The following is a 22954-nucleotide window of genomic DNA, read 5'->3' as shown; positions in this document are numbered from 1 at the left end:
TGGCAAGGCTGTGGAGAACTATTGGGAACACGCGGCAAGGCTTTGATTCTTATCGGATGTAATGGTGTGCCTCACGCCGACTATAATCGCCGCGATCTTTCACACGTTTGGTTTTATCGCTATGAATCTTCCGTCCATTTCTCTATTCAACGGTGCAGCCCTGATGGTATTGACGATCGCCATGAGCGCATGCGCATCTCCGGAAACTGCGGAACAACCCAAGCCCATCGGTTTGGCCAATCCTGCATCGACATACTGCCTCGGCCTAGGGGGAAAACGCGAAACCCGCAAGGACGCCGCCGGCAACGAATCCAGCGTCTGCCACTTGCCCGATGGAACCGTCATCGATGAATGGGCGCTTTTCCGGCGCGATCATCGGCAGCCGTGACCAATTGCCGCATGTCATAATCCGCGAAAGACGTATCTGCGGATAACCGGGCGCAGCATGTTGAGCCGTTTCTATCGGAAGATTGGCAGCCTGCTGGGATTGCTTGCGATCCTCATGGCAACGCTCGCACCGACGGCTTCTCATATCCTCGCGGCAAACAACCCCGAGAACGGCATGCAGGACGAGCATTGTCCAATGCCGTCGATGCAAGGATCATCGACGGACGATAACCCGGACGCCGATAAACACGCCCAGATGTCCGACGGCCAGGACTGCGCGTATTGCAGCTTGCTTGTCCACATGCCCGCCGTGCCGACCGTGCAGGCGCTGTTCGCCATCACGGTCCGGCTTACGCAACATCAAGTTGCCACGCGCTTTGAAAGTGTCGTGCGCGCCGAGCCGTACACGTTCGTCCAGCCTCGCGCTCCACCCGTTTTGTCCTGATTCAAGTTCACCGGTACATAGCTGCGTCACACGCCCGACAAACGGCGTGCGACGGCATGACCACGACCTCTTATCAGACTGAACGGACCATCATGCGAAATCTCTTAACGCGCGGCGCAGCGCCGCTTGTTGCGTCGTCGATTTTTTCGACCGTCGCCATCACTTGGTTTCTGACGCCATCTTCAGCACTTGCACACGCGATTGCGGGCGACCGCGTGTTTCCATCGACCATGTCGGTAGACGATCCCGGCGTCGGCGATGAAGCCAACTTCCAGTACGGTCATCAACGCGTACCTGGCGACAACGGCGATCAAAGCATCAATACCTTCGACGTCGAATACGACAAGCTCATCACGCCGCGGCTGGCGGTATCGGTGGGCGAGACCTATGTGATGCAGAACAACCCGAAGGCGCGCGGCTTCGATAACCTCGATGTCGGCGTGAAGTACTTGCTTTACGTCAACGAGGCGCACGAGTTCATGACTTCGGTTGGCCTCGATGCCGAGATTGGCGGCACGGGAAGCCGCGCAATAGCCGACAATTTCTCGACCCTTTCACCGACGATTTTCGCAGGCAAGGGCATGGGCGATCTCCCCGATTCGCTCGCGTACTTGCGCCCGATTGCCATCACTGGCGAAGCCGGCCCCGCGCTGACCACGGGCGCGGGTCAGCCCAACGCGTTCAACTACGGCTTTACCTTCCAGTACAGCCTGCCGTACTTGCAGCAGCATGTGCGTGACCTCGGGTTGCCGCAACCGCTCGCGAGCATCGTCCCGCTGGTCGAAGTGCCGTTGTCGCGCAGCCAGGGGCAGACTACGGGCACGGTGAACCCGGGTTTCATCTGGATCAACCGGTATGGTCAGTTCGGCGTCGAGGCGCAGATTCCGATCAACCGGGCGAGCGGATCGCATGTGGGCATTCTGGTCCAGGCCCATATTTTCTTCGATGACGTCGCGCCGAAAACCATCGGTAAACCGTTGTTCCAGTGACCAGGAGATCCACGATGAAACCCATACATTCGATAGCGCTCGCCACCGGACTCCTGTTCGCCGCCAGCGCTTTCGCGCACGTGTTCCCGCAAAAACAGGAGCCGGGGGCGGGGGCTTCGGTGGCGGCGCCGGCGCAAGTAAAGATCACCTTCGACGGGCCGCTGGAACCCGCGTTCACCACGCTCACCGTCACCGATGCCACCGGCAAGCAGGTCAACACCGCGAAGTCGTCAGTCGATGCCCAGCAGCCGACAATTGCCTCCGTCGCGTTGCCGGTTCTGCAGACTGGGCATTACACGGTCCACTGGGCGGCCGTAGCCGACGATGGCCACAGAACGCACGGCGATTATTCATTCGATGTGAAATAACGCGCATTCCATATTCCGGAATGGAAACCACCCAGGCCCCGCTGGCGGGGCCTTATCGGCGATATTCAGGCCGGAAAACCAGACCCGAAACAGGCGGTTAAATCCCTTCGAAAGAAAAATAAGGCAAAATTCGAGAGTTAACGCCGGTTTGTGACGCGGCCGGCGGCGTTTCAACCTCTTTCCCTTTTCTCGGATTAGCGATGAGCACCCAACAACCCACGATCATCTACACCCTGACTGACGAGGCTCCGCTGCTGGCGACCAACGCCTTTCTGCCGATCATCCGCACATTCACCGCGCCGGCAGGAATCAACGTCACCACGAGCGACATCTCGGTTGCCGGCCGTATCCTGGGTGAGTTCCCCGAGTTCCTGACCGAAGAACAACGCGTACCCGACAACCTCGCCGAACTCGGCCGCCTGACGCTGCTGCCGGAAACCAACATCATCAAGTTGCCGAACATCAGCGCGTCCCAGCATCAACTGATTGGCGCGATCAAGGAACTGCAGGGCAAGGGCTACAAGATTCCCGACTTCCCCGAAGACCCGAAGACCGACGCAGAAAAGGCCATCCGCCAGCGTTATTCAAAGTGTCTCGGCAGCGCCGTGAACCCCGTGCTGCGCGAAGGCAACTCCGACCGCCGCGCGCCCGCCGCCGTCAAGAACTACGCGCGCAAGAACCCGCACAGCATGGCCAAGTGGAGCATGGCTTCACGCACGCACGTTGCGCACATGAAGCACGGCGACTTCTATCATGGCGAAAAATCCATGACGATAGACCACGCGCGCGACGTCAAGATGGAACTCGTCATGAAGAGCGGCAAGACCGTCGTGCTCAAGCCAAAGGTATCGTTGCTGGATGGCGAGATCATCGACAGCATGTTCATGAGCAAGAAGGCGCTGTGCGACTTCTATGAAGAGCAGATGGAAGATGCGCGCGAAACTGGCGTAATGCTTTCGCTGCACGTGAAGGCCACGATGATGAAGGTCTCGCACCCCATCGTGTTCGGTCACGCAGTGAAGATTTTCTATAAAGATGCGTTCGCCAAGCACGGCAAGCTCTTCGATGAACTTGGCGTCAACGTCAACAACGGCCTCGTCAATCTGTACGACAAGATTGAAAGCCTGCCAAGCTCCAAGCGCGAAGAAATCATCCGCGACATGCATGCTTGCCATGAGCATCGTCCGGAACTCGCGATGGTCGATTCCGCCAAGGGCATCTCCAACCTGCACGCGCCGAACGACGTGATCGTGGATGCATCCATGCCCGCGATGATCCGCATTGGCGGCAAGATGTGGGGCGCCGATGGCCGTCCGAAAGACACCAAGGCCGTGATTCCGGAAAGCACGTTTGCGCGTATCTATCAGGAGATCATCAACTTCTGCAAGACCAACGGCAACTTTGATCCGGTCACAATGGGCACCGTGCCGAACGTCGGTTTGATGGCGCAGCAGGCTGAGGAATACGGTTCGCACGACAAGACGTTCGAAGTGCCGGAAGCGGGTGAGGCGCGCATTGTCGATATCGCTACGGGCGAAGTGTTGTTGACGCAGAACGTGGAAGAGGGCGATATCTGGCGCATGTGCCAGGTGAAGGACGCGCCGATTCGCGACTGGGTGAAGCTGGCTGTGACGCGTGCGCGTAACTCGGGCATGCCGGCGATTTTCTGGCTGGATCCGTATCGTCCGCACGAAGCCGAGATGATCAAGAAGGTCGAAACGTATTTGAAGGATCACGATACGACCGGTCTGGATATTCAGATCATGTCGCAGGTTCGCGCGATGCGTTATACGCTTGAGCGCGTGATCCGCGGGCTCGATACGATTTCGGTGACGGGCAATATTCTGCGCGATTATCTGACGGACTTGTTCCCGATTATGGAACTGGGGACCAGCGCGAAGATGCTTTCCATTGTTCCGCTGATGGCTGGTGGCGGGATGTATGAAACGGGCGCGGGTGGTTCGGCGCCTAAGCATGTGAAGCAGTTGGTTGAGGAAAACCATCTGCGTTGGGATTCGTTGGGTGAGTTCTTGGCGCTGGCTGTGTCGCTGGAAGATCTGGGTATCAAGACGGGGAACGCGAAGGCCAAGGTTCTTGCGAAGACGCTCGATGCGGCGACTGGTTTGCTGCTTGAGAACAATAAGAATCCTTCGCCGAAGACCGGGCAACTGGATAACCGCGGTAGCCAGTTTTATCTGGCTATGTATTGGGCGCAGGAACTGGCGAAGCAGACTGATGATGCGGAGTTGGCGGGGTTGTTTGCGCCGTTGGCGAAGCGCCTTACCAATGATGAAGCTACGATTGTCGCCGAGCTGGCTGCTGTGCAGGGGAATGCGGCTGATATCGGTGGGTATTACTGGCCCGATGTTGAGAAGCTCGGGGCGGTGATGCGGCCTAGTAAGACGTTGAATGCGGCGTTGGGGACGGTGAAGGGTTGATCCTTTGGGCCGCCTTTGAGATTAGGGCGGTCTCACCCAGCTGAAAATCTAGGGGCTCCTTCCGGCGATAGCGGGAAGGAGCCCCTATTTTTGAACTGTAGTGTGTCTGCTTTGCGGCTACAACGGCCATTCACCGCCTGCGGAAGAGTACATGGCGCAAACGTCGGCCCTCGACGATAACGATTGACCGAACTCGACCCTTCTCGGTCACTCGCCGCCTCCCGTTGAACGTCTCTTCTCAAGCACAAGCGGCCATGTGCCACCCCTGCGAGGCCATAAGCCTGCTTGAGCGCGTCGCACACCGCACAATGGCCGGACCCGGGTCGCTCGACTACTCCCCAATCCTGCCAACCGTTCAAAAGTCGGAACGCACCGTTAGCATCACATTGCGCCGCGCGCCGAATGTGCTGAAGAAGTTGCCTGGCGGACGGATGTAATAGTCACGATTGAAGATGTTATTCAAATTCAGCGACGCCTGCACGTGCTTGTTGAACTGGAAGCCGACCTGCGCATTGAAGATCGCGTAGGCGCCCTGTTCGACGCCACGCGAGATGCGCGTCTGCGCAAGCATGCCGCCGCCAACCGACAGACCGCGCAACGTGCCTTGCGAGAAAAGATACTTGGTCCATAGCTTGAACAGATGCTTCGGATCCGTGCCGTCCGTCAGGTTCGGCATGTCGTTTTCGTAGTTGACGTTCAGATAGGTATAGCCCGCGTACACATTCCAGTTGGCCAGCGGCTGACCAGTCACTTCGAACTCGAAACCCTGATCCGTCGACTTGCCGCCCGCAATCGAGCCGAGCGGGTTATTCGGGTCTGTAATCGCGCGATTGTTGTCGTTGATGCGGAACAGCGCCGCCGTGGTCGCCAGACGATTGTTGAAGAAGCTATTCTTCAAACCGACTTCGTACTGCTCACCCGTCCGCGCTGGAAGGAGTCCACCCGAGTAGGTGGTCGCCGTTTGCGCGGTCAGGAACCGCGAGTAGCTCGCATAAGCCGTCATCGCCGGCGTGATGTCGTACACGAGACCGACGTTCGGCAGGAAACGGTGATTGACCTGTGCCTGGGTCGACCAGTCTGTGACATCAGGAATAGTCGGCTGTGACTGTTCCTGCAGGAATGCTTCGCGCGCGCCGAGCACAAGGGTCAGGGGGGTCAGCAGATGAATACGCGCTTGCGCGTAAATCCCATATTGTTCGATTCGATTATTCGAGCCGAACGCGAAAGGCACATCGGCTTTCTCGACCGCATTCGGATCAAAAAGACTAAACGTCTGACCGTCGAACGGGCCGTTCAACGCCACGAAGCCGGAATCGGCCGTGCTACTCTCCAACGAATAATTCGCGCCGATGGTCAACGTATGGGTCTGACCGAATGCCTTGATCGGACCCGTCACGTTTGTGTCCGCCCCCCACCAGTCGTAGGTGTTTCGCTGCTTTTGCTCCCCAAAGAACGTCAGACCGTCCGCCGTGGCACCCGGGCCAGCGTATGCGTAATCGGATTTCGCGAGTTCGTGCCGGTAGAACAACGTGGTCTGCGACTTCCAGCCATTCTCGAAACGATGCACGAGGTTTCCGTTGACCTCGTACAATGACGTATAGCCGTAATTCCAGCTCGGGCTGAAATTCTGTGAGTATGAGCTTGGTACGCGACCGATCAGATTGCCGTCGGCATCGGTGACGCCGCTTGCGCCATAGTCGAGCCCATTAATCGGGTTGACCTGATAACCGCCGGACACCGACAGCGTGGTGCGCGGGCTGAAGTCGTAATCGATAGCGCCGTAGGCCATCACCTCTTTCTGGCGCGTGCGGTCGACCGACTGTAGCGCATCGCTGCCAACCACCACTGCTCGGCCGCGCAGCGAGCCGTCCTTGTTTAGCGGTCCGGTCACGTCAATCGCCTGGCGGAAGCTGCCGAATGAACCGACCTGGGTTTCAGTCGATACATGGAAGGTATCTTGCGGTCGTTTGCGTACCAGATTGACCGTGCCGCCCGGATCGGTGACACCGTCCATGACGCCCGACGGCCCGCGGATCACTTCGATGCGATCGTACATCGCCAGATCGAACTGCTGCAGATACTGCAGTCCCCCGATAATCGGCACGCCATCGAATTCTATGCTCAGGTAATTGCCACGCGACTTGTAATAAGCGGTGCCATCGCCGTAGTCGACCGACTGGACGCCGGTCACGTATTTCAGCGCATCCTGGATCGACGTCAGGTTCTGATCGTCCATCCGCTGTCGCGTCAGCACAGATACCGATGCTGGAATCTCCTTGATCGCCTGTTCTGTCTTTCCTGCGATCGTTGCCGTCCGACCGGCATACGAACCGCTGCCTTCGGTGGTCGCATCCGCCGACGCGGTCACGTCAATCTTAGGCAAGGCGGTGTTCGGTGTGGTCGAAGTCGTTTGCGCGTGCGCCTGCGCCGTCCACATGGCGAACATTGAAAGCGCCAGGCAGGTCAGTTGCGGCGCGCGGCCAGGTCGTTGCGCAAGGCAGGTTTGTGCTTGGTCTATGGTTGTTTTCATATGGCAATGAACCAGTGCGTTGAGAATAAATGGACGAGCAATGCCCTTCCGGTCGAAAGCGGGTTTCTTCAAATGTGATGGAGGGGAAAAGCGTTGTAATGTGGTGCGGCTAGTCGAACTGCCGTACATCAATTCAGCCTGGAACTGCGCTGCGTCGCTTCACGCGTGTCCTCCCGCCGTTGGGCGACGCAGTGCCAGCACGATCACGAACGGCCCACCCAGCAGCGTCGCGACCAGCCCCGCGGGCATTTCCTGCGGAAACACGATCTGACGGCCGATCCACTCGGCCGATACCATCAGCGATGCGCCCACCATCGCCGACAGATAGAGCTGGGCGAGCGGCCGTCTGCCGCCGGACAGGCGCGCGATATGCGGCGCGATCAAACCGATGAACGAGAGCGGACCAACCAGCAAGGTTGCGGTCGCAACCAGCGCCGACGCATACACCAACACGACGAAACGCGCTCGCGGGACCGGCACGCCGAGACTCGCGGCAATCGGTGCGCCAAGCCCGAGAGCGAGCATCCAGCGCGCGGCGAGCGGTGCAATGCAGAGGGCGAACACCGCGACTCCCATTGCCGTCCATGCGGCAGCGGGAGTTACGTAGTAAGTCGACCCGACCACGAAATTCATCATCAATCCCGCGCGTGGATCGCCACTTGCCATGACCGCGCAGACCACCGCCTGAAACAGCGAACTGATCGCGACGCCGACGATAAGCAGCCGCTCCGGTGCGAACGATGCCCTTTGCGCAAGGGCCATCAGCGCGAGCAGCGTTACCAGTGCGCCAGCGGCACAGCCCGCGAACAGCGCACCCGGTCCCGGTTGCGCGACGACGAACAGCGTAATGACGATGCCGAGCGCGCCGCCCGACCCTACCCCAAGCAAGTCCGGGCTCGCCATCGGGTTGGCGGTCGTGCGCTGCATCACGGTTCCGGCGACAGCCAGCAATACACCCGCGGCGAGCGCCGACGCGAGGTGCGGCAAGCGCCAGAACAACAGCGTGTCGAGTTGCGCCAGCGTCGCGATGCGCAAGCCATCGGCGTCGCGCGAAACTGCCAGTGACAACAGACACGCCACACCCAGCGACGCAAGCCACCACGGTACACGCTTCGAGATACGCGCAAGCACGAGCGCCGCCGGCGGGGCATGGTCGAGCCTCGGGCGCGAATGCAGACGCGGCAGCAAGGCGATCAACAGCGGCACGCCGAGCAGCGACGTCACGGTGCCCGTTGGAATCAGATAGGCCGAGAAGACGTCTGCGACAGACACCGTGCGCACCAGTTCATCCGTTGCCCATAACAGCGCCGCGCCGAAAAGCGGCGCCCACAGCAAACGGTCGCGCATGCGCCGCGCGCCGGCGAGTTTGACGAGCGTCGGCGCAGCCAGGCCCACGAAGCCGATCACCCCGACCGCCGACACCACGAACGCCGTAAGCGCAACCGCGATCAGCAGCGCAAGAAATCGCGTGAATCCTACCGGGATGCCTAGATTGCGCGCAGTGGCATCACCCGCATCGAACACGTCGAGCGGGCGGCGAATCAGCCAGGTCGCGAACCCACATGCCGTGCAACCTGCCAGCAGATGCCGGCTCCCGTGCCAGCCGGTCTGATCGAGTGAACCGCCGCCCCAGATCATCAAGCCCTGCAGTAGATCGAAGTGGGACATCGCAAGCGCGAGACTGATTGTCCCGCAATAGAGGCAGACGATGGTCCCCGACAGAATCACGCCAAGCGGCGACATGCGTTGTGACCACGCCAGCGCAAACACGACCAGCATCGCCAGCGAGCCCCCCGTCAGCGCGATCAGTTCACGCCCGGAGGACAACCATGCCGGCACCCACAATTCGGCGCACATCAAGGCCAGATACGCGCCGGGAAACACGCCGAGCGTCATCGGCTCTGCGAGCGGATTGCGCAGGACCTGCTGCGTGAGCGTACCGGCAAGCCCGAGTGCACCGCCGCACAATAGCGTCATTGCGATGCGCGGCAGCAGGCTGTCGTGAAACACAATCTCGCGTACGTCGAGCGGGTTCGGCAAAGCAAGCGCCGACCATAATGACGCGCCGTCCAGTGCATCGTGGATGTGATAGATCGCGAGCATCATCGCAAGCGCAAACAGGCCGCCGACGAGCGTCAAGCGACGATCTCTCACCATGTCGGACGGCTGTGACGACGAAGGGTTGGACGTCGGATTATGCACGGCGCGAACTCCCGCCGGCGATTTGCGCGAGCGCGGTGGTGACGGCCTGCGCGAATCGCTGCATCGATACAAGGCCGCCATACGGCGCAATTACCGGCAGCTCCGCCACCCGAGCGCTGCGCACAGCGGGCAATGCCTGCCATAACGGATTGCGTAGTAGGCCCGCACGCACGTCGGGCTGAACCGGGCCGACAAGTAGCACACTCGCTTGCGGGACATCCACCAGCCGCTGCACCGGGACGAGGGCGGAACCGGCGACGTTCATCGTCCACGCAGCCTTTCCCAGCGGCGTCGACGGATGCACTGCGTTGGCCACTTTCATCTCGCGAAGCAGATCGTCGAACAGACTTCCCGCGCCATAAACCCGCAGATAGCGGTCGTCGACAGCATCTGCGACGATGACGGGTGACGCACGCAATGCTGGCTGCGCGTCGAGCCGGCTTCTTTCAGCAGCAACATGGTGCGTGGTTGCATCGAGCAGCGCGGTACCGCGTGGCACGCACGCCAATAGCTTTGCCAGTTTGACTGTCTCGCGACGCAGGCTCTGATACGGCTGTGAATCGCTCATATACGCGCCGAGTGTCAGCGTCGGCGCGATGTGTTCAAGCGCGCTGCGAATGCTCGCGTGACCCGGCGTGACGATCATGACGTCCGGCGCCAGTCTTTGCAGCACTTCGAAATTAGGCTGATAAAGCAGGCCGATATCGGCAATGCCACCTGGCAGCGGTGGCTCGACCACCGTCCGCGTGTACCAGTCGGGCAATGACATCCCAACCGGCGCGACGCCGAGTGCTAGCAACGTTTCGGTCAGTTCCCAACTCATCGACACGATGCGGCGCGGTGGCGCTGAACCGGATGTCAGCGATGCAGCCGCAGCATATGGCCGCAGCACGCCCGCGCCCGCCATTGCCGCGCTGGCGCAGAGCGCGCGAAGCACGCGGCGACGGGAATGGGAACCGGCTTTCGATGTCATCGCGGCACTCCGACGGCGCGGCCGCTGACGGGATCCGTCAGCACGTTCATCGACACGCCGTAGATAGCTTCGAGGCTAGCGCCGCGCATCAACTGCGCAGGCGTGGCACGCATCAGCATCCGACCTTCGCGCAACGCAATCACTTCGTCACAGAAACGTGCGGCCATGTTCACGTCGTGCAGCACGACGACCGCCGTTATCCGGTGTTGCGAGCAAAGCCTGCGTACGAGGTCCAGCACGGCGAGCTGATGGCCGATGTCGAGCGCCGACGTCGGCTCGTCGAGCAGCATGCAGCGGCAGTCCTGCGCGACCAGCATCGCGATCCATGCGCGCTGACGCTCGCCTCCCGACAAACTGTCGACGGGACGATCGGCATACTGCGCGACATCGGTCAGTTTCATCGCTGCGTCGACGCGCGCTGCGTCGCCCCGCGTAAAGCGCCCGAGCGCGCCGTGCCAGGGGTACCGTCCGAGTGCGACGAGTTCATGCACCAGCATGCCGTCTGCTGATGGCGGTTGCTGCGGCAGGTAGGCGACCTCGCGCGCGAAGTCGCGATTCTGCCACCCGCCGAGCGGTCGTCCGGCGAACTGAACGGTGCCGGCGGTGGGCTGCAATTGCCGCGCAAGCAGTTTGAGCAAAGTCGATTTGCCGGAGCCGTTGTGGCCGATCAGGCCGTACACGCGCTCGGCTTCCAGTGTGAGGTCGAGCGGATGCAACAGCGTACGCCCGCCGACCGAAAAGGTGCTGCGTTCGAGCGTATAAAGTAGCACCGGCTTGTCGCGTTGTACCTGCCAAGAGGCAGCATCCGTTGATGCGGCGGACGACGAAAGATCTGCGTCCATAAAAACGCTCGGCCCGCGCGCGGTTGCGTGATCGATGCTGTTCATGACGACATCACCGTTCTCGACTGCGTTGGTGCTCGGCTGTCGATCGGGCCACTCTCGACAATGTGTCCATATTCAAGCTTGATCTGCCGGTCCGCGAGATGAAAATAGCGATCGTCGTGCGTGATGGCGACGACAGTTTTGCCTTGCGCTTTCAACGCGGGCAACAGCCGGTGATAAAACACATCCTTGAAGACAGGATCCTGATCCGCCGCCCATTCGTCGAACAGATAGACAGGCCGGTCCTCCAAAAACGCGACCAGCAGTGCGAGACGTTTGCGTTGGCCTTGAGACAGATCCAGCGTCGTGAACGCGCCGTTTTGAATGTATACCTTGTGGTCCAGTTGCAGATCGACGAGCAATGTTTGCGCTAGCTGCTGGCTCGCCGGTGGCAAGCCGAACAGCGAATCAAAGAGAAAGAAGTCGCTAAACACCACCGAAAACAGCTGACGGTAATGCTCGCGGTTCGATACGTTGACGGGGCGATCGTCGAGAAGCACACGCCCTTCTTCTGGCTCGTACAGACCGACCAGCAGTTTGGCAAGCGTCGTTTTGCCGCTGCCATTGCCGCCTGTAAGGAACACGACTTCACTGGGGCGCAAAGTGAGATCGATGGGTCCGAGCGCGAAAAATCCGTTTTCCTTTTCCCGGAAGTAACGATGCGTCACCGCTTCGAGCCGGATGCTTCCGAACGTAGGATTCGGTGGCGCGGTGCAGGTGTGCTCGGGCGGCAGATCCGCATTCAACTGTTCGATACGCTCCAGCGCAACGCGTGCAGCGCCTATGCCAGGCAGAGCCGCGAGCAGATTTTCGATCGGCATGATCATGTAGAGAAACACCAGCGCATAACCCGACATGACGTGCGTATCGACGTTGAAAATGCGGGCGAGCACGAACAGTGTGAGGCCCACGAACGCGAACAGGATCAGACTGCCCCAACTGGCCGCCGCGGCATACAGCACGTAGCCGCGGGTACGCTGCACACGCACGGCTTCGACATGCGGCGCAAGCGCCTCGTCGACGAACGCATGACGGCGCGCGCGATGCAGCTTGAGTTCTTTTGCTCCGTCGAATAGCGCGCGGAATTGCGCGACCAGCGCGTCTTCTCGAAGGCGAGATGCCCGCAGCAGAAATAGAGCGCGGCCGTTCGCATAATAAAATCCGAGCGACCCGATACCGATCGTCACCAACGCGAACAACAGGATTTGCCACGACAGCAGGCCGAGATAAACGAGACATCCGGCGATCACTGCGCCTTGCATTGCGATGGCCGGCAAGCCGATGAAGAACACCACGATCGCATCCAGATCCTGGGTCAACACGGCCAGCGAACGTGCAGCGCCGTATTTCTCGAGATGCGCATATGAGGCATCGGCGATCCGTGCGATCGTGCGCATTCTCAGGGTCGCTTTCGCCCGCTGTCCCAGGTACATGAAGAGCGTCTGCGAAACCAGCCGCGTGACAAGCACCACCAGTCCCACGCCGGCGAATTGCACACCAACCGCAACAAGCTGCGACGACGGCGCGCCAAGCGCGCGATTGATCAGAGCGACCAGCGTGGCGCTGCCTAACCCGCTGACCGCACTCGCGGCCAAAGCAATCAGCACGAGCCAGCGGGCACTGTTGAACAGGAACAGGATTATCGTCACCGGCGCCTCGCCATGGAGCTGTCCGTCCACTGTTCCGGTCGAGCTGGAGTGCCGTTACATGTCAAAATGAGACTCATTCCTGATATCTCGCAGTTTTCGCTCTAGATATTGATGTGAAAGGAGAATATCGGTTTCGTGTCCCGAAAAGCCGACAATCTATATCAAATTTTTGACAAAATGTGTCCAAAATTCGACACTTCCGAGGCGGCGTGGCTTGCCACAACCACCGCACTGCACGCCGGGCACAGGGGACCAGATGAAAGAGTTTTTATTGAAGCGCTATCCGACGACCCAGTTGCCGCTGTCGCGCAGCGTCCTCGCACATGTGACGCATCATCGGCACGGCGAGCGCATCGCGTGGCATCAACACCATCACGGACAACTGGTGCTTGCGATACGCGGGGTGGTCCGCGTATTGACGCCGCAACGCACGTGGACGTTGCCTCAATCACGAGCCTTATGGCTGCCGTCGGACATCGATCACGAATTGCATGCCATCGGCGGACTCGAACTGTGCAATGTGTCGATCGAACCCGCCGTGTTCGAATGGCACTGGGACGAGCCGCTGGCGCTGTCGGCATCGCCATTACTGCGCGAGCTCGTGCTGAACCTGAGCGCAGGTGGACCCAACTACCTGCCGTCGAGCCAGGCTGCGCTATCTGCGTCGCTGCTGGTCAAGGTTATTGCGGAGACGGCGACCATGCCGGAAAGTGGGGTGCCTTTGCCAGGCGATCCCCGGCTCGTGACGATCTGCGAGCACATGATGAATGACCCGGGCGGCGATACATCGCTGGACTTCTGGGCCGCACGGCTGGGCGCAAGCAGCCGTACGCTTGCGCGACGCTTCAAGGAAGAGACCGGCATGACTTTTGGGCTATGGCGTCAACACATGCGTGTCGATGAAGCCATCACGAGGCTGACGCTTGGCCATCCGCTCTCGCGCGTCGCAAGCGATCTTGGCTACAGCAGTGCCAGCGCATTTATCGTGATGTTCCGCCAAATAACCGGCAGTCCGCCACAGAAATACCTTGCAACCTGAGCGTCCGCTTTCTGCCGACCGTCGGGCATTCGCTCCGAGGTGGCCACTGGCTGTTTTTGGCCGGTGACGGTCCATCAGGAGAGCGTGTCTTGGTACCCCCGGTTAAAACCACTTTGCGGGCAGTCAATACTGTTTTGTTTCCAATTAATTATATCGATTGACTACCAAATTAGCCGCTACCAATATTCTTGCGGGCTCCATTCGTTGCATTCGAGAGACCGCTCGAGGCCAATCGATAGCACCTACGATGGCGAAGGCATTCTCAGGCGTGCTCGTATTTAGCCGCCCAGGTCCTCAATGGCGTCTTAGTGTCGCCACACACTAAAGTTGAGTACGGATTTGTCGTTAAGAGTATCGCAGACGTTCGATCCATTTGACCTCCTCTGTTCCGCCTTCTGCACTTCCGCGTTGAATTGGCCGAAACGACTGCTGGGAAGGCCATATGACTTACGGGCGCTGCAACCTTAATCACAAGTCAACTCGGAACTAATCTTAAATATGAACCTGAGAAACCTCTCGTTGTTGCTGTTTATCGCAATGCTGGCCGGATGTGCGACGACACCACCCATGTCGGTAACGAAGCAGGAGCAGCATGAACTTGGACCGGTAGCCGGTGCGCTATTCATTCCCCAGAATAGCTTGTTGGTGACAGTGACGCCGACCAATGCTGGTGCCACGGGCCTCCTCGGCGCTCTGGTTGCAGCGGGCATTGATGCCGCCCGGCGTTCTTCGGCGGAAAGCACCGCCACCCCAATTCTTGAGCAACTCCACGGTTATGACTTCCGCGCCGTCATGAAGCAGGCGTCCAACGGTGCAGTCGGCACGCTTCAGACCATCAAGTTTGTCGCGCCGCTCGATGTCGAGACTGTCAACTCAAGCACGCAGAAAAGAATCGTCTTTGACAATGCTGCAGCAAGCGCAGTCTTGTTCGTCGATGTCGGCTACCAGTTACAGTCAGGAAACCTTTATGTCTCCGCCAACGTCGTGATGTATCCAAAGGCCGACAACTTGCTGCAGTTCAGGAGAAAGCCGAACGATTCCGACCCGCTCGATGCTGGCAATGCTATATACCGGAAGACGTTCAACTACGGGAAGTTGAATGTGGTCGCTACCGATATCAAACAGGATCTGACGGAAGGGGCAAACAACATCGCATCCCAACTCACGGCCGATCTGAATCATCCCATTTGATTTGCAATAGCGGTTGTTCAGCGGTATGGCGTATCGCAGCAATCGCTGCCGCGGGACAACTATTTCCAGCCTGCAAAACGTGCCCGCAATCAAGGTGCGGGTCAAAAAAGCGACGCGCGCCACTGCCACGAGCATTTTGGTCTATGTCTCAAGTCACTCGGAATTTTCAGAGCATCAGCATGATTGTTTGAAAATCAGCTCAAATTGCCCACGATCCCGATAGCGACGTTGAACTTCCCTCATGGCCGGTCATCGTCCAATTGCCGACCGGCCTCCCGTTGTTAAACGTCGGTCTGCTCGGCCATATCGAGCGCGTCGTCAACCTCGATGCCGAGATATCGGACGGTACTTTCCAGCTTCGTATGACCAAGCAGCAGCTGAACAGCCCTCAGATTTTTCGTACGTCGGTAAATCAACGACGCTTTTGTGCGACGCATCGTGTGCGTCCCGTAGGCCGTGTCGTCAAGCCCGATCGATTTGATCCACCGATGGACGATGCGCGCGTACTGACGTGTCGAAAGATGCGGCGAAGCATGGATGCGGCCCGGAAACAGAAAATCGGATGGACGCAGGGCTGCCGTTTTGATCCAACTTTCCACGCTGTCGCGGGTCTGCTCGGTGATTTCAAATTGCACCGGTCGCTGAGTTTTTTGCTGCATGACTGTAGCCCGTGGCGCCACCCGGTTGCCTAAGCAGACATCACGCACGCGCAACTTGGTCAGATCGCATGCCCGCAACTTGCTGTCGATTGCGAGATTGAACATCGCAAGACCACGGGTCTTCGCTCCCAGTTGCAGCCGAATCCGAACGGCCCAAATTTCCTTTAGTTTCAGCGGTGCCTTCTGCCCAGTAAGCTTGTCCTTATTCCACGGGACGCGCGTCGGGGCGTTGCTGGCATTTGCTTCCATGACGACTCTCCTCTCAGGTGAAGGGAGAGTTAGTGTGCGCTGACTGTCCTGGGGCGAGACCCGACCCACAGGCGTCCTTCGACCCGGCGCGAGCGCTGCGTCAGCTTTCAAACCGGTACGGCCATTCGAGTTGCAGTCTCCGCCGGCAAGTCCTCGGCCTGTTCGGTCGTTCGCCAAGCTTCTTTCAGACTACCGCTAACCACCACACTGCAGATGTCCACCCGTCGTTCGGCAAGGGCGCCTCGGGCTCGATCGTCCTCTAACTCGAGGACAAGGGGCCAACGGACCGCAACCGGGTCAGCGTGCTGTCAGCAGCCTCAATCGCTCAAGAGATTCGTTCACGATCTCGACATAACCGCGTCGTTCGGAGTCGCTGACCCATTGCGCGAAAGCGACCCGGAAGACGGCGATGCCTGCCTCGGCGACGAGACTCGCGTCCGAATCGTCTACGCCGCGCGCGCGAAGCGCGTGCGCGAGCGCGGCGGACAGCGTCGCCATCTTGATCAACTCGCGCTCGTACAGATCGGGGTTGGCGGCGATCACCGACTTGCGCACTCGTGCCAGAGGGCGGCGCTCGTCATCGAAAAAATCACCCGCCTTCGCCAGCGCTGCGGCGATCGCGTCGACCGGTGACGCCTCAGCTGGTGCCTGGGCAAGGGCAGCGACCATCTTCTCCTGCAACCGTTCCGAGCCGTTGAAGAGCACTTCGCGTTTGTCGGCGAAGTAGCGAAAGAACGTGCGCGGGGTCAGCCCCGCGCGCTGCGCAATGGCGGCCACGGTCGTACGCTCGTAGCCGATCTCGCGGAACAGTTCGATGGCCGCCGCGCGGAAGCGGTCTTCAGAGTCGGGTTCCCAGCGACCCATGTTGCTCCCAGGGTGTTGACACAATGTGACATCATAGCGCTATACTGATGTCACTCAATGACATCAATGGAGTTTCCCATGCGAATTCTCGTAACCGGCGCGTCGGGTTGGATTGGCTCGGCCAGCGTCAAGGAACTAATCGGCGCGGGACATCATGTCCTCGGGCTGGCCCGCAGCGGCGATGCTGCCACCAGGATCACCGAACTCGGCGCTGAGGTGGTTCGCGGGAGCCTCGATGACCTCAGCAGCTTGCGCGCTGCAGCCGCATTGGCCGACGGCATCGTGCACCTCGGCTACAACCATGACTTCTCGCAGATGGCCGCTGCCGCACAAACCGATCGCGCGGCCATCGACGTCTTTGCCGACGTGCTGCAGGACACGGGTGGCCCGCTGCTGATCGCCTCGGGGACGCTGGGGTTGGCATCGGGCAGTGTAGGCACCGAGAAGGACATGCCTGCCGCAGACGTTCATCCGCGCACCGAAAACGCCGCCTACACGCTGAGCCTGTCCGAGCGAGGGATTCGATCCATCGTCGTGCGTTTTGCCCCCACGGTCCATGGCGCCGGAGGCGACCACGGTTTCGTCGCGGTGCTCGCCCGGATCGCACGCGAAAAGGGTATCTCGGGGTTCATCGGCGAGGGGCAGAACCGTTGGCCGGCTGTCAACCGGCTAGACGCTGGCAAGCTGGTGCGTCTGGCGATCGACAAGGCGAGCGCGGGTGCCGTGCTGCACGCGGTCGCCGAGGAAGGTGTCGCTACACGCGAAATCGCCACGGCGCTCGGCCACTCTCTGGGCGTGCCGGTGGAGTCGATCCCCGCCGACCTCGCGCAGGCGCAATTCGAGTGGCTAAGCATGTTCTTCGGCGCCGACATCCCAGCTTCCAGCGCGTACACGCGCTCGCTGCTGGGTTGGGAGCCCACACACCCGACATTGCTAGAAGACATCGCGGCCGGGCACTACCCTGGTCATTGATCGCGACTGACGGACACGGACGAACCACATCCCGGTGACGGAAACCATTGCTTATGTGCTCGCCACCGGTTTAGTGACCTCTTTCTAACGCGACGCTGTTTGGATCAAAGCCTTTCTTGTCCTTTGGACCGATCTTCGGCGGGCAGAAAAGGGCCGTTCGCGAGACCACCAGCGAACGGCCGAGAAGGCGCCTTCGACATTTGTAGTCGGATGGCCCGTTACGGGGCGCAGCCGACGCCTGAACGTCTGGCCGACGACGGATGTGAACGGCGGCTTTTGGCCGAGCCCGGTCCGACGTTGAATTAGCGTAGTGAGCCGCTATTGATCGGACCGCGTTGTGCAGATGTCGACCCAGAGCAGACGCTGGTCGCATTCCGCAAACGGAGATTCAGCGCGTGTTCATTGGCAAGGTCGCCCGATTACGCGGGAAGCGTTTCTATCCCGCACCGCGGTCATGCGCTGCAGGTAGCTTTAGCCAGCAATTCGCCGAGGCGTATTGAAAGCGGGTCTTCGGGCAAACGCCGTGCTAGAAAGCGGTCCAGTTCTCGCCGTGCGCCAACTACGTCGCCTAGCCTCGCGAGCACAAACGCCAGCGCGATCGGATGCTGGACATAGTTGTAGAAACTCAAGCCTTCTGTCGATAGATAGCCTCGTAGCCATTCGAATGCCGCAACGACGTCATCAACCGAATTAACGCGTTGCCAAAATTCGTCTGCACGCGCAATCGCCATGTCCACAATCGCCGCAGATTTTTGAACGACGACCTGCTCGCCGCGAATAAGGCTTACATCTAAGGCCCTATCGCGCGCATCGACAGCGAGATCAAACATTGCAGACTTATTGGTTCGGTGCCATCGAACAGAGCTACCCGATACATGCGGGACAAAGTCAAAAGACAAGCCCCATCGCGGCGCTATTACGCCGCCCTTCCAAGCCGGAAAGGCAAAAATCTGGCGGACGGGCGAACCGTCGAATCTTACCCACTTCAGCGGCGCTATTGTTTCGAATCCTCGCCCTTCCAAGGCCGCATCGACAACAGGAGAGATCACCCGATGTGCAGCCTCCAATGTCACCGTGGCGAATGCGTCGGCTTTGTGCGTATCTTTGCGAATGCCCTCGATCCACTTGCTTATGCTCATCGATGCAACTCCATTTCAGGAGAGGAAAACCATCGCCTTGATGTAAGTGACCAGGCGTGGCCGTCATTCGGTGCTAGCAATTGTCAACGATCTAAACTGCGCTGTCGAACGCCCGTTCCTGGCCGACCGGTGCCCCAACGCGGTCGGCTCCACCGACCCAGAGGAGACCGCCGCAATTCTCCCAAAGCAGCCACTCGCTTGGGTTTTACGCCATGTTTGCGGCAGGGATTGATTTATGGAACGTTCAGTCTTAATATGATGAGCATGATGCGACGAACTTCTAAATTCCCGTCTCCTTCAACCCCCTCAGCGGAACGCGGGCGACCCCGCGAGTTCGATATTGACAGCGTGACCAAGGCCGCTGGCCGAGTTTTTTGGGAACAGGGCTATCACGCGACATCCATTGCTGATCTTTGCAAGTCCACGGGCCTGTTTCGGGCGAGCCTCTACAGCACGTTCGGTGACAAACATGGTCTCCTTGTTGCCGCGTTCGACCAGTATGCGGAAGGTGCTATCGACCGTCTGAAAGAGAGACTGGAAGAAAACGCGTCACCGCATGAGGCTCTCCGTCAGGCGCTGATGCACTACACGAAAGTCTCGACCAGTCTATCGCGACGGCATGGCTGCTTCATTACGAATGCGGCTATTGAACTGCTACCGGCCGACGAAGCACTACGTCCGCATATTGAGGCGACGCTGCGGCGCATTGCGGCTTATCTCGCTGCTGCCGTAATTCGAGGCCAGCGGGCGGGCGAATTCAACTCGACACTCGATGAGCAAGCCGTAACAACCTTTCTATTGTGCGTTATTCAGGGGTTTCGTGTTCTTGGCAAGCTCAGTTTCGAAGAGAACGATCTTGTCCCAGTTGTCGACATGACGATGCGGGCGCTGATCTAAAAATTTTTCCCATTTTTGGAACGATCAGTCATGAATTCGCCAGTTGAACTTTCGTCAGAATCGTCCGCTTGTGAAGCAGCCTCAGGGTCTGAGAGTCTCCCCTCGATCCATGCAGCCTACGGAAAAGGTGTGCTGTTCTGCGTGGCTGCAACGGTGCTGATGGGCATCATGTTTCCCGTCATGACAGACGCACTTACGCACGTCGATCCGTTCACGTTCACGTCACTGCGATACTTGATCGCGGGCACAGCATTTCTGGCTCTGCTTCTGCTCAAGGAAGGTAGGGGCGGCTTGCGGGCGAACGGGGAGTCAATTTTCGTAGCGTGGATGTTGGGTTCAGTGGGCTTCTGCGGATTTGGCTCGTTTGTGTTTCTTGGTCAGCAACTCGCAGGGCCAGCCGGTGCGCTCACCGCATCCATCATGATGGCGACCCAGCCGATGATGGGGTTACTCCTGAATTCAATTGTCCGCAAAAGCATGCCGCCCGTCCTTTCGTTTTTGTTCATCTTGATGTCGTTTGCAGGCGTCTCGCTTGTTGTCACAAAGGGCGACGTTTCTGGGGCACTACACGTGCCACAGCACTTTTCAGCCGACGCCTTGATTCTGGTCGGAGCGCTCTGCTGGGTTATTTATACCTTTAGCGCATCGCATTTCAAAACGTGGTCCCCACTGAAATACACAACGCTGACCACGTGGCTGGGACTTACGACAATCCTCGGCCTTAACGCACTGCTTTTCGCAGTGCATGTCGTGCCCGTACCGACATCCGCACAGCTAAGGGCGATTGCACCTCACTTGTTATATATGGGCCCTATCGCTGGCTTCGTTGCTATCCTGTTCTGGAATCTCGGCAACCGGATACTTACGCCGCTTAACGGCGTGCTTTTCATGGATGTATTGCCAGTCACCACTTTCGCTGTTTCTTCCCTTACCGGTGTCGTGCCCGCGCGTGCGCAAATAGTCGGCGCGTGCATGACCGGTACGGCGCTTGTTTTCAACAATCTTTACGTGCGGTACCGTGTCCGAAAATCGCAAACGGCACGCTGACGTCGTGGAAAAAAGGTCGCTCGAATGTCGGCTGTCAATGATCTGGACGGCTGGGTCAAACAACTCAAATTGGCCGGACAGTGTTTATTACTGCCCGGCGGGACCGCGACTTAAATCTCGGTTTGCTCTGCCATCTCGAGCGCGTCGTCTACCTCGATGCCGAGGTATCGAACTGTGCTCTCGAGTTTGCTATGGCCAAGGAGCAGCTGTACGGCCCTGAGGTTTTTTGTCCGGCGATAAATCAGGGATGCTTTGGTCCGACGCATCGTGTACGTGCCGTACGCGGTGTCATCGAGTCCAATCGACCGTATCCAGCGATGCACGAGGCGCGCATACTGAAGCGTCGATAGATGGGGCGACGCGTGAATCCGGCCCGGAAACAGGGAGTCTGAAGGCAAAAGCCCCGCTGCCCTGATCCAAACTTCCACGCTTTCGCGGGTTTGCTCGGTGATCTCGAACTGCACCGGCCTCTGCGTCTTTTACTGCATCACAGTCGCCCGCGGTACCACGCGGAAGCCAAGGCAGCTATCGCGCACACGCAGTTTCGTCAGATCGCGTGCCCTTAGCTTGCTGTCGATCGCCAGATTGAACATTGCAAGATCACATGTTCTCGCGCCGAGCTGCAGGCGGATCCGGATGGCCCAGATTTCCTTGAGCTCCAGCGGCGGCTTCTGCCCAAGCAACTTGCCCTTGTTCCACGGTACGCGCGGCACCCTGCTGATAATAGTCATTTCCATGACGATCTCCTTTCGAGGGAAGGGAGACTCAGTCTGGCCACCGCACGCGGTGATACTCGACCCCTAAGAGACTTTGGACAAACCACTAAGCGGTCATTCAGGCCGCCCTTCACCATGGGATACTAAAAAAACGATCTCGGCTCGATTCATGAATAGCCGTCTATAGCCATCAACACGAAGGTTTGCGCAATGACTTTAAACGCAGGCGAGACGACGATGTGGGAGTTGGTACAGCTTTACACGGGTCGAGTTGGATACCGGCGGGGCGTGAAGTTAGAAGGACTATCTGCCGACCCTCCAGTCATTGACTGTTCGGGGTGGGCCGGACTACTTCTTACGAAAGCGATGCGAGCAGAAAACGAGGCTGCTGGCCGCGCAGTATTTGGCGCTGATGATATGGAAGCCCTGCAAGTGTGGTCGGATCGGATCATTCAGGAGATTGAGTTCCAGACAGGGTTCGTTCTTGAGGGACGAAAGATCACGGCCTTCAGTCTTCCGCGTTGCGCCACCATCGGGTTGAAAATGGGAGAACCGGCGTGGGCAAGTAACCATCTTCGTCCACGCGGCATCACTCACATTGCTCAGGTTGTCCGTCGCCCGGAGGATGATGCGCCATTTGTCTCCGAGTCGTTCGGCGGTTCGGTTTCACCGGGAATAAGTCTCACGCCGCTCGGGGATTGGTTGGCCCTATCACAGCCATACCTCCGCGCCTGCGAAATGTGGGCAGCCGATCCGTTTCGTTTGGCTCAGAAAATTGAACGATCGCCTTGAGCGGCTCTGCGTGGCCGGCTGATGCCCACTGCAATTGCGGCCCAGCCTAACCACGACATATCGCGAATCGTTTGCAGGAGCACACTCGCAGTGTTACGTCTAGGGAACAATGCACAAGCTTTTAAATCATCATCCGAAGTTCGCGATAGACCGGAAAGATGAAAATAAGATCGGCGCGGTCGAAATAACTTCGTTGGACGTTTTTGGCCGATGGTGCTGGAATTGTGCTCGCCTTCGTCATTTGAGACATGACCTTTAACTTACTCGTGTATCACAGCCTCACCGAGCCAAGGCATCTGTCTGAGGAAGCCGACTTGGGCGGTGGATTTGCTTTGTAAATATACATCCCTGAGCTGCTTATACTTTTACCGGTAGGCGTAAATTCGATCGTTTCGCTCCTTCGAAAACTGAGATAGCAGCCGGTCGCAGTCGACAATACCCCCGCTTCAACGGTCAGAAGTATCTCGTTACGTAAGGTAGATCTCGATTGTCGAGGCAAGCAATTGTCGCCGATCTGGGCGGAC

General features: G+C 58.9%; 19 protein-coding genes and 1 pseudogene. 11 read left to right on the top strand and 9 right to left on the bottom strand.

The genetic code is table 11. The features are described from left to right. Positions 1 to 163: 163 nt before the first annotated feature. The 5 genes from HB633_RS04470 to HB633_RS04450 all read left to right on the top strand — a co-directional run bounded on the left by HB633_RS04470 (position 164) and on the right by HB633_RS04450 (position 4627). Positions 164 to 388 (top strand): DUF333 domain-containing protein, encoded by a 225-nt coding sequence (locus tag HB633_RS04470; protein WP_255580744.1) that lies wholly within the window; start codon positions 164 to 166, stop codon positions 386 to 388. Between the two features lie 57 nt (positions 389 to 445). Further along, entirely contained in the window at positions 446 to 832 is a 387-nt protein-coding gene (locus HB633_RS04465; protein WP_213776853.1) for a DUF2946 domain-containing protein, read from the top strand. Positions 833 to 924: 92 nt separating this feature from the next. Next, positions 925 to 1821: a hypothetical protein gene (locus HB633_RS04460; RefSeq protein WP_213776852.1), complete on the top strand. Its 897-nt coding sequence runs from the start codon at positions 925 to 927 to the stop codon at positions 1819 to 1821. A 14-nt stretch (positions 1822 to 1835) separates the two neighbouring features. Further along, positions 1836 to 2189 (top strand): copper resistance protein CopC, encoded by a 354-nt coding sequence (locus HB633_RS04455; protein WP_213776851.1) that lies wholly within the window; start codon positions 1836 to 1838, stop codon positions 2187 to 2189. 200 nt (positions 2190 to 2389) lie between these two features. Further along, positions 2390 to 4627, top strand: coding sequence for an NADP-dependent isocitrate dehydrogenase (locus tag HB633_RS04450; RefSeq protein WP_213776850.1), 2238 nt, complete (start codon positions 2390 to 2392; stop codon positions 4625 to 4627). A 355-nt stretch (positions 4628 to 4982) separates the two neighbouring features. Here HB633_RS04450 and HB633_RS04445 read toward each other — a convergent pair whose 3' ends face one another. The 5 genes from HB633_RS04445 to HB633_RS04425 all read right to left on the bottom strand — a co-directional run bounded on the left by HB633_RS04445 (position 4983) and on the right by HB633_RS04425 (position 12865). Continuing rightward, on the bottom strand, positions 4983 to 7073 hold the full coding sequence (locus HB633_RS04445) for a TonB-dependent siderophore receptor (RefSeq protein ID WP_255580742.1): 2091 nt from the start codon (positions 7071 to 7073) through the stop codon (positions 4983 to 4985). Between the two features lie 243 nt (positions 7074 to 7316). Beyond that, a complete protein-coding gene (gene fhuB / locus HB633_RS04440) occupies positions 7317 to 9314 on the bottom strand; it encodes a Fe(3+)-hydroxamate ABC transporter permease FhuB (RefSeq protein ID WP_255580741.1) in 1998 nt (665 codons plus the stop codon). A gap of 37 nt (positions 9315 to 9351) precedes the next feature. Next, positions 9352 to 10332 carry an ABC transporter substrate-binding protein gene (locus HB633_RS04435; RefSeq protein WP_213776847.1) on the bottom strand — a complete coding sequence of 327 codons (981 nt, stop codon included), beginning with the start codon at positions 10330 to 10332 and terminating at the stop codon, positions 9352 to 9354. Then, the gene (locus tag HB633_RS04430; protein ID WP_213777191.1) at positions 10329 to 11174 is read right to left on the bottom strand and encodes an ATP-binding cassette domain-containing protein; all 846 of its coding nucleotides are present in this window, start codon (positions 11172 to 11174) and stop codon (positions 10329 to 10331) included. The genes HB633_RS04435 and HB633_RS04430 overlap by 4 nt, the downstream gene beginning before the upstream one ends. A gap of 41 nt (positions 11175 to 11215) precedes the next feature. Continuing rightward, on the bottom strand, positions 11216 to 12865 hold the full coding sequence (locus HB633_RS04425; protein ID WP_213777190.1) for a cyclic peptide export ABC transporter: 1650 nt from the start codon (positions 12863 to 12865) through the stop codon (positions 11216 to 11218). Between the two features lie 256 nt (positions 12866 to 13121). Between HB633_RS04425 and HB633_RS04420 the strand changes: the two genes are divergently transcribed. Beyond that, positions 13122 to 13904, top strand: a complete 783-nt coding sequence (locus HB633_RS04420; RefSeq protein ID WP_213776846.1) for a helix-turn-helix transcriptional regulator — start codon at positions 13122 to 13124, stop codon at positions 13902 to 13904. 498 nt (positions 13905 to 14402) lie between these two features. Continuing rightward, positions 14403 to 15095: a hypothetical protein gene (locus HB633_RS04415; protein WP_213776845.1), complete on the top strand. Its 693-nt coding sequence runs from the start codon at positions 14403 to 14405 to the stop codon at positions 15093 to 15095. Positions 15096 to 15376: 281 nt separating this feature from the next. Here the strand turns inward: HB633_RS04415 and HB633_RS04410 are convergent, their stop codons facing one another. Both HB633_RS04410 and HB633_RS04405 read right to left on the bottom strand, forming a co-directional pair. Beyond that, entirely contained in the window at positions 15377 to 16003 is a 627-nt protein-coding gene (locus HB633_RS04410) for a tyrosine-type recombinase/integrase (RefSeq protein WP_213776844.1), read from the bottom strand. A gap of 297 nt (positions 16004 to 16300) precedes the next feature. After that, positions 16301 to 16867 (bottom strand): TetR/AcrR family transcriptional regulator, encoded by a 567-nt coding sequence (locus tag HB633_RS04405; RefSeq protein ID WP_213776843.1) that lies wholly within the window; start codon positions 16865 to 16867, stop codon positions 16301 to 16303. Positions 16868 to 16945: 78 nt separating this feature from the next. Between HB633_RS04405 and HB633_RS04400 the strand changes: the two genes are divergently transcribed. Next, positions 16946 to 17839 carry an SDR family oxidoreductase gene (locus HB633_RS04400; protein WP_213776842.1) on the top strand — a complete coding sequence of 298 codons (894 nt, stop codon included), beginning with the start codon at positions 16946 to 16948 and terminating at the stop codon, positions 17837 to 17839. Between the two features lie 452 nt (positions 17840 to 18291). Here HB633_RS04400 and HB633_RS04395 read toward each other — a convergent pair whose 3' ends face one another. Further along, on the bottom strand, positions 18292 to 18978 hold the full coding sequence (locus tag HB633_RS04395; RefSeq protein WP_213776841.1) for a hypothetical protein: 687 nt from the start codon (positions 18976 to 18978) through the stop codon (positions 18292 to 18294). 258 nt (positions 18979 to 19236) lie between these two features. Here HB633_RS04395 and HB633_RS04390 point away from each other — a divergent pair, with 258 nt between their 5' ends. Both HB633_RS04390 and HB633_RS04385 read left to right on the top strand, forming a co-directional pair. Beyond that, positions 19237 to 19875 (top strand): TetR/AcrR family transcriptional regulator, encoded by a 639-nt coding sequence (locus HB633_RS04390; RefSeq protein WP_213777189.1) that lies wholly within the window; start codon positions 19237 to 19239, stop codon positions 19873 to 19875. 30 nt (positions 19876 to 19905) lie between these two features. Then, positions 19906 to 20922: a DMT family transporter gene (locus HB633_RS04385; protein WP_213776840.1), complete on the top strand. Its 1017-nt coding sequence runs from the start codon at positions 19906 to 19908 to the stop codon at positions 20920 to 20922. 110 nt (positions 20923 to 21032) lie between these two features. Here the strand turns inward: HB633_RS04385 and HB633_RS04380 are convergent. Beyond that, positions 21033 to 21659 (bottom strand): annotated as a pseudogene (locus HB633_RS04380) (tyrosine-type recombinase/integrase). A 189-nt stretch (positions 21660 to 21848) separates the two neighbouring features. On the opposite strand from HB633_RS04380, the gene HB633_RS04375 reads away from it, so the two are divergent. After that, complete coding sequence (locus tag HB633_RS04375) at positions 21849 to 22430, top strand: hypothetical protein (RefSeq protein WP_213776839.1); 582 nt, start codon at positions 21849 to 21851, stop codon at positions 22428 to 22430. The last annotated feature ends 524 nt before the right edge of the window (positions 22431 to 22954 follow it).

It is taken from the genome of Caballeronia sp. dw_276 (assembly GCF_018449635.1).
In the GTDB taxonomy this organism is placed as follows: domain Bacteria; phylum Pseudomonadota; class Gammaproteobacteria; order Burkholderiales; family Burkholderiaceae; genus Caballeronia.
The sequence above is the reverse complement of the archived record's forward strand: the minus strand, read 5'-3'. Positions and strand labels throughout refer to the sequence as shown.

Bases quoted from the DNA above. Each gene is read 5' to 3' on its own strand.
- HB633_RS04470 (WP_255580744.1), top strand. From the start codon at position 164: ATGGTATTGACGATCGCCATGAGCGCATGCGCATCTCCGGAAACTGCG.
- HB633_RS04465 (WP_213776853.1), top strand. From the start codon at position 446: ATGTTGAGCCGTTTCTATCGGAAGATTGGCAGCCTGCTGGGATTGCTT.
- HB633_RS04460 (WP_213776852.1), top strand. From the start codon at position 925: ATGCGAAATCTCTTAACGCGCGGCGCAGCGCCGCTTGTTGCGTCGTCG.
- HB633_RS04455 (WP_213776851.1), top strand. From the start codon at position 1,836: ATGAAACCCATACATTCGATAGCGCTCGCCACCGGACTCCTGTTCGCC.
- HB633_RS04450 (WP_213776850.1), top strand. From the start codon at position 2,390: ATGAGCACCCAACAACCCACGATCATCTACACCCTGACTGACGAGGCT.
- HB633_RS04445 (WP_255580742.1), bottom strand. From the start codon at position 7,073: ATGTTCGCCATGTGGACGGCGCAGGCGCACGCGCAAACGACTTCGACC.
- fhuB (WP_255580741.1), bottom strand. From the start codon at position 9,314: ATGGTGAGAGATCGTCGCTTGACGCTCGTCGGCGGCCTGTTTGCGCTT.
- HB633_RS04435 (WP_213776847.1), bottom strand. From the start codon at position 10,332: ATGACATCGAAAGCCGGTTCCCATTCCCGTCGCCGCGTGCTTCGCGCG.
- HB633_RS04430 (WP_213777191.1), bottom strand. From the start codon at position 11,174: ATGGACGCAGATCTTTCGTCGTCCGCCGCATCAACGGATGCTGCCTCT.
- HB633_RS04420 (WP_213776846.1), top strand. From the start codon at position 13,122: ATGAAAGAGTTTTTATTGAAGCGCTATCCGACGACCCAGTTGCCGCTG.
- HB633_RS04415 (WP_213776845.1), top strand. From the start codon at position 14,403: ATGAACCTGAGAAACCTCTCGTTGTTGCTGTTTATCGCAATGCTGGCC.
- HB633_RS04410 (WP_213776844.1), bottom strand. From the start codon at position 16,003: ATGGAAGCAAATGCCAGCAACGCCCCGACGCGCGTCCCGTGGAATAAG.
- HB633_RS04405 (WP_213776843.1), bottom strand. From the start codon at position 16,867: ATGGGTCGCTGGGAACCCGACTCTGAAGACCGCTTCCGCGCGGCGGCC.
- HB633_RS04400 (WP_213776842.1), top strand. From the start codon at position 16,946: ATGCGAATTCTCGTAACCGGCGCGTCGGGTTGGATTGGCTCGGCCAGC.
- HB633_RS04395 (WP_213776841.1), bottom strand. From the start codon at position 18,978: ATGAGCATAAGCAAGTGGATCGAGGGCATTCGCAAAGATACGCACAAA.
- HB633_RS04390 (WP_213777189.1), top strand. From the start codon at position 19,237: ATGAGCATGATGCGACGAACTTCTAAATTCCCGTCTCCTTCAACCCCC.
- HB633_RS04385 (WP_213776840.1), top strand. From the start codon at position 19,906: ATGAATTCGCCAGTTGAACTTTCGTCAGAATCGTCCGCTTGTGAAGCA.
- HB633_RS04375 (WP_213776839.1), top strand. From the start codon at position 21,849: ATGACTTTAAACGCAGGCGAGACGACGATGTGGGAGTTGGTACAGCTT.